Here is a 5057-nt window from a genome sequence, read left to right on the forward strand (position 1 = left end):
TTCCTACAAATTACTATCTTAGTCTCAACGGAAAAATTTGAGCTAAACAGCTTGCGTCTTTCCCGCGGAACATCAGCTGCATACGCAAGCTGTAAAACCGCAACAAATCATACACAATTACGTTGGGCAAAATACTTTCGGACTCAATCGGATAAATAATAAATGAAAAAGTACATCTTATTTCTTTTTTTTCTCTTTTTAGCATTTTCATGTGAAAAACGAGAATGTGATGGAAAAACAATTGAGATTGAGTTAATTAACAAAGCGGAATATTATTTTCAAGGAGTGAAAACGAGAAAGATTAATAATCATGTTATTATATCTACAATCGAAACCTATCTTGATGGACTAAATAAAGACATTTCGAACAAAGTATTTGTCAACTCAAATTTCGGCTATATTCAAGCCAATATATCAGCGGAAAAATGTAAGAACTATAAATCTTTCGATATTATTTTCACTGAATCTTTTGGTGAGATAATTCGTTTTAACAAGGACAATGACAACGCTTCGGAATATTATCGGAATGAGGAATTTGTAAAATTCTGTAAAAGCATTCTCAATATGTCAGATAAAAATATTCGACAATAGAAGTACATTGCCCAACACTGTGTATAATTCATTGCTGTAAGTGGTTAAGACGAGGAAAAAATCTCACATAAATTACTATCTTTAAAACTCGGAAATAATTGCTGGCTCAGCCTTGCACTTTTTTTCCCGCGGAATTTTATTCATGTCATATCTATTTTATATTTTGGTATTCATGAATCCTGTGGATTTCGCCGTGAACGGCTCATCCGAGCGCAAAGCGCTTCGGCTGAAATTCCGCAACAAATCATACACAATTACGTTGCCCACAATGCGAAAAAAATAAGAAATGAACGAATTAGTTGAATTTTTAAAACCATATGTAATCTATCTCTTTTTTGGATTCATTAGCTTATTGATATTATACATTCGAACATTCGTTCAGGAAAGTGCAAAAGTTAATGCCCTGAAACGAAAAAACAAGGAACTCGTTGAAGAAACAGAATCAATAAAAAAAGAACATCAATTAGATATTAGTAAAAGGCGTTATCAATACGAAAGCAAAAAAGAACAATACTTAGTTTTTTTTAAAATGCTAGATAAATTCACAAACGAAGCAACTCTAAAAAATCAATCTGAAATGATGCCAATATTGGAAGAATTCAATAAAAATTACCTTAATGCAGCCACGCAAGGAAATAAGAAAAAAGAAAATTTAGCTGTTACAGTTATGTCAAAAAAAATCCAAAAACTGACTTTCGATTCATATGCTGAATTAACAAAACTCAAACAAGAAACAAATACTATTCGTGTAATTGCAAGTGATCAAATTCTTGAAAAATTAGATTTAATGGAATTATCCTATGATAAATTAATGGAGCAATCTGACAAAATGATGTCTGATTTACCAAAACTAATGATGATTGGTAATCAAACTAAAATCAATGAACAACAAAAGGAACTTGAAATAAGTGGGAAAGTTATACAGAGTATTAAAGATGACATAATCAAATTAATGAGAAAAGAGCTTAATGAAATATAAGCACAGTGGGCAACACCGTGTATAATTCATTGCTACTGTTGGTTAAGAAGAAGATTTTTTCTTACTTTTAATCAAAACAAAAAAACTGAAAAATCTCGACCGCTCAGCTGTCGCGCTTTTTCTCCAACGGGATTTTCGCCGCACACGGCTCATCCAAACGCAAAAGCGCTCGGCTGAATTCCGCAACAAATCATACACAAACTCGTTACCCAACATTTATCAAAAAATGCTACGACAGATAAACATTGAGCTAATCAACAGAATTAGAAAACCAACAGAAGGCAATCGAATTTTGAATGGAATTAGAAATATTTTAATGTTTATTCTTTACCCAATAATCTTAGTTGTTGGAATTATAATTTTGGTCTTTGTTGGAGTATTTGCCTATTTTCAAAGACTTTTTTCCAAAACAGAAAATGAAATGGAATTACAAACTCAATCAACGGATATTGAGCAATGGAACATTTTAACAAATTTTAGCGGAGTAAATATTTATCAAAAATATGTTAGCGAAATTCGATTTGGACAAGCATATTGGGAACTAAAAAGCGAACCGAGAATTCCCTTTTTAGAAAACAAATTCTTTGGAGATTGGTTTTTCACTTATTCCAACGGAATCTTACTTCAACAATGGAATTCAACTGAAAAGCCAAACACTAATCTGATTTACATCGGAATTAACAATCTGGAAGCGCTAGTTTTAGAAAAAAACATTCCTTCCGTAATTTGGAAAATAGTAGAAACGAAAGATAAAACCCTTGAACTGAATTGTGACACTGGAAAAGACGTTTTAACTTATAAAATAGAAATAAAAAACGTTGGGTAAGAATACAATATGAATTCAAGACTAAAGTACATACTTACTAAAATATTTTATTATATATATGCTTTTTTATATTTCACGTTCGCAATATCAATTCTGATGTTATTGGGTTACTTATTTGTTGATAAAACGATTAATTGGGATGGTGTTTTAATTCTTTATGGAATATTAATTCCAGCTTTGTTGATTTTTAGAATAATAAGCGGAAAACTAAAAAACGTTGGGTAACACCGTGTAAAGTTCATTGCTACTTGTGGTTAAGACAAGGAAAATTTCCCACAAATTGTTATCTTTAGCTAATCGGAAAGAAAAGTACAAGTTTCATCCTTGCGCTTTCCTTTCCAACGGAATTTTCGCCGTAAACGGCTCATCCTAGCGCCAAAGCGCAAGGCTGAAATTCCGCAACAAACCTTACACAAACACGTTGCCAGTAATTTTAAGTGAACTTGAAATTTACCTGTTTACTAATCCGAATGAACCATTCACTAATCCTCTGTTTTAATTTACTGAAGACAAATTTAAATTTGAACAGAAATTTAAGAATTGTGATAAAAACTACCATTACCTTTTTACTATTATCAGTTAGTTCAATTGTTTTCGGACAAAAATCGGATATAGAGAATTTGATTAATCAAGTTGCGACAAACGAAATTCCTGAGAATTTTAAGTACTATTATTTAGTTTCCAAAAGCATTGAACAAGAAAAAATTGATGATTCATTACAAAATTATCAAATCCGAGAATTGAAAATAGTTGACGAAGACTTTTCAGAAAGCTTCGTTAATATCCAGCCAAAAAAAGAAACAATAAATTGGAATAATTATACTCTGAATAAATCAAAAATCGTTTCTTACGAGTCTAATTATCACAATACATTGTCACCACCACAATCAAAAAAAATAAAATTTGTCAAATACAATATTGACCAAAACAAATATGACAGTCTTATTAAAAATAAAGAGCCATATACATTAATACTAAAAAAGAAATGGCACTGGAACAAAACCAGAATTTGGAAAAATAAACAACTTTATGCGGAATTTATTGAAAATTGGAAAATAGATGAGAAAAACAATCCAGAAGAATCAATTTATTATCATTTTTCTAAACCAATATTTTCAGAGAATCAAAGATATGCAATACTTACTTTTTTTAAACAAGGACGCTGTAAAGGAAATGGATTTACTGGACTATACAGAAATGACAACGGAATATGGAAAAAAGTAATTGAATTTAATCAAGTAGAATCCATTACTGTTTCGACACACATAAGATGTGAAGAAATAAGAATGGTTGAATATGAGTAAAAACTACTGGCAACACCGTGTATAATTCATTGCTAATGTTGGTTAAGCAGAAGAATTTTTCTTACTTTTAATCAAAACAAAAAAACTGAAAAATCACGACCGCTCAGCTGTCGCGCTTTTTCTCCAACGGAATTTTCGCCGTAAACGGCTCATCCAAACGCAAAAGCGCTTGGCTGAATTCCGCAACAAATCATACACAAACTCGTTGTGCTTAATTTGGCTCAATCTTTGTTGATTAAGTAAAATGACAAAAATTATTTCAATTTTACTGTTTTTTACTCTCTGTAATACTACATTCGGACAGAATAACTCAATAAATCAGTCGGATTTAATTGGCTGCTGGAAATACTACCCTGAAGAAAGTAAGTTTTTCCCTGACATGACAGTTTACAGACCTTGTGACTACGAACCCTTTCCTTCAAAAAGAGTTATTAAAGGTAGATTTAAAATGAATTTTAGAACTAATGGAGAATGCAGTTATCTGAAAATCGGAACGACTGATATAAATTTAATGAAACCTGGAAAATGGACATTCAATTCTTCAACAAATGAATTAGAAATTTTTGATTTGGAAATGAACTCAATTAGAAGGTTTAAAATTGTGAGACTGGAAAAGCAGTTACTCGGAATTAAAAAAAACTAAGCACAACAACGTGTAAAGTTAATTGCTACTTATGGGTAAGACAAGGAAAATTTCCCACAAATTGTTATCTTTAACTCATCGGAAAGAAAAGTACAAGTTTCACCCTTGCGCTTTCCTTTCCAACGGAATTTTCGCCGCTCGCGGCTCATCCTAGCGCAAAAGCGCAAGGCTGAAATTCCGCAACAAACCTTACACAAACTCGTTAGCAACAATAGTGCAATACCGAAATTAAAGCTGGTCAGGAAACTTTCTGAATAGACCTCAGCACTTCGGATTCTTCTAAAACTATTACTCTGAAAATAATGCTCATTTCTTAAACTGGGTTGCAACCTAAATGCGACTGTCATGGTTTTGTGTTTGGTGAATCAGCGGATTCTTGGGCTTGTCAGCCAAATTGGTTTCTGTGCATTCTGATTCGTTTGCAATGCGGAATATTCCGCAGCTTTGTGGTTTTACTGTGACCTCTTCTGCCCTACAGTAGCTAACAACGTGTATAATCCATGCTCTACTATAGCTTCAGTTTTAATTCTTATATTTAAACTTTAGAATCATAACGACTGAAAATAACGAGCGTTTCCAATCGCACGATATCATACACAATTACGTTGGCATAAATTTAAAACAATACATCTGAAATCAATATTTGGAATATTTACAAGTATCATTTTCTTATCCTTTTTTTCGGATTACGGAATAAAAACTTCTGATCTTAAA

The 5057-nt window shown here is 32.0% G+C and carries 5 protein-coding genes; all 5 read left to right on the plus strand.

All coding sequences use genetic code 11. The annotated features are described in order from the left end of the window. Positions 1 to 162: 162 nt before the first annotated feature. The 5 genes from ACU8DI_RS15120 to ACU8DI_RS15140 all read left to right on the plus strand — a co-directional run bounded on the left by ACU8DI_RS15120 (position 163) and on the right by ACU8DI_RS15140 (position 4343). Positions 163 to 591 (plus strand): hypothetical protein, encoded by a 429-nt coding sequence (locus ACU8DI_RS15120; RefSeq protein WP_447113630.1) that lies wholly within the window; start codon positions 163 to 165, stop codon positions 589 to 591. A 286-nt stretch (positions 592 to 877) separates the two neighbouring features. Next, positions 878 to 1570, plus strand: coding sequence for a hypothetical protein (locus tag ACU8DI_RS15125; RefSeq protein WP_447113631.1), 693 nt, complete (start codon positions 878 to 880; stop codon positions 1568 to 1570). A 292-nt stretch (positions 1571 to 1862) separates the two neighbouring features. Then, positions 1863 to 2396 (plus strand): hypothetical protein, encoded by a 534-nt coding sequence (locus ACU8DI_RS15130; protein WP_447113632.1) that lies wholly within the window; start codon positions 1863 to 1865, stop codon positions 2394 to 2396. A gap of 542 nt (positions 2397 to 2938) precedes the next feature. Continuing rightward, complete coding sequence (locus ACU8DI_RS15135; protein ID WP_447113633.1) at positions 2939 to 3700, plus strand: hypothetical protein; 762 nt, start codon at positions 2939 to 2941, stop codon at positions 3698 to 3700. A gap of 244 nt (positions 3701 to 3944) precedes the next feature. Continuing rightward, complete coding sequence (locus ACU8DI_RS15140) at positions 3945 to 4343, plus strand: hypothetical protein (protein ID WP_447113634.1); 399 nt, start codon at positions 3945 to 3947, stop codon at positions 4341 to 4343. The last annotated feature ends 714 nt before the right edge of the window (positions 4344 to 5057 follow it).

The sequence above is a fragment of the Psychroserpens sp. BH13MA-6 genome, from assembly GCF_052983595.1.

Coding starts and splice junctions, on each gene's coding strand:
- ACU8DI_RS15120 (WP_447113630.1), top strand. CDS start 163: ATGAAAAAGTACATCTTATTTCTTTTTTTTCTCTTTTTAGCATTTTCA.
- ACU8DI_RS15125 (WP_447113631.1), top strand. CDS start 878: ATGAACGAATTAGTTGAATTTTTAAAACCATATGTAATCTATCTCTTT.
- ACU8DI_RS15140 (WP_447113634.1), top strand. CDS start 3,945: ATGACAAAAATTATTTCAATTTTACTGTTTTTTACTCTCTGTAATACT.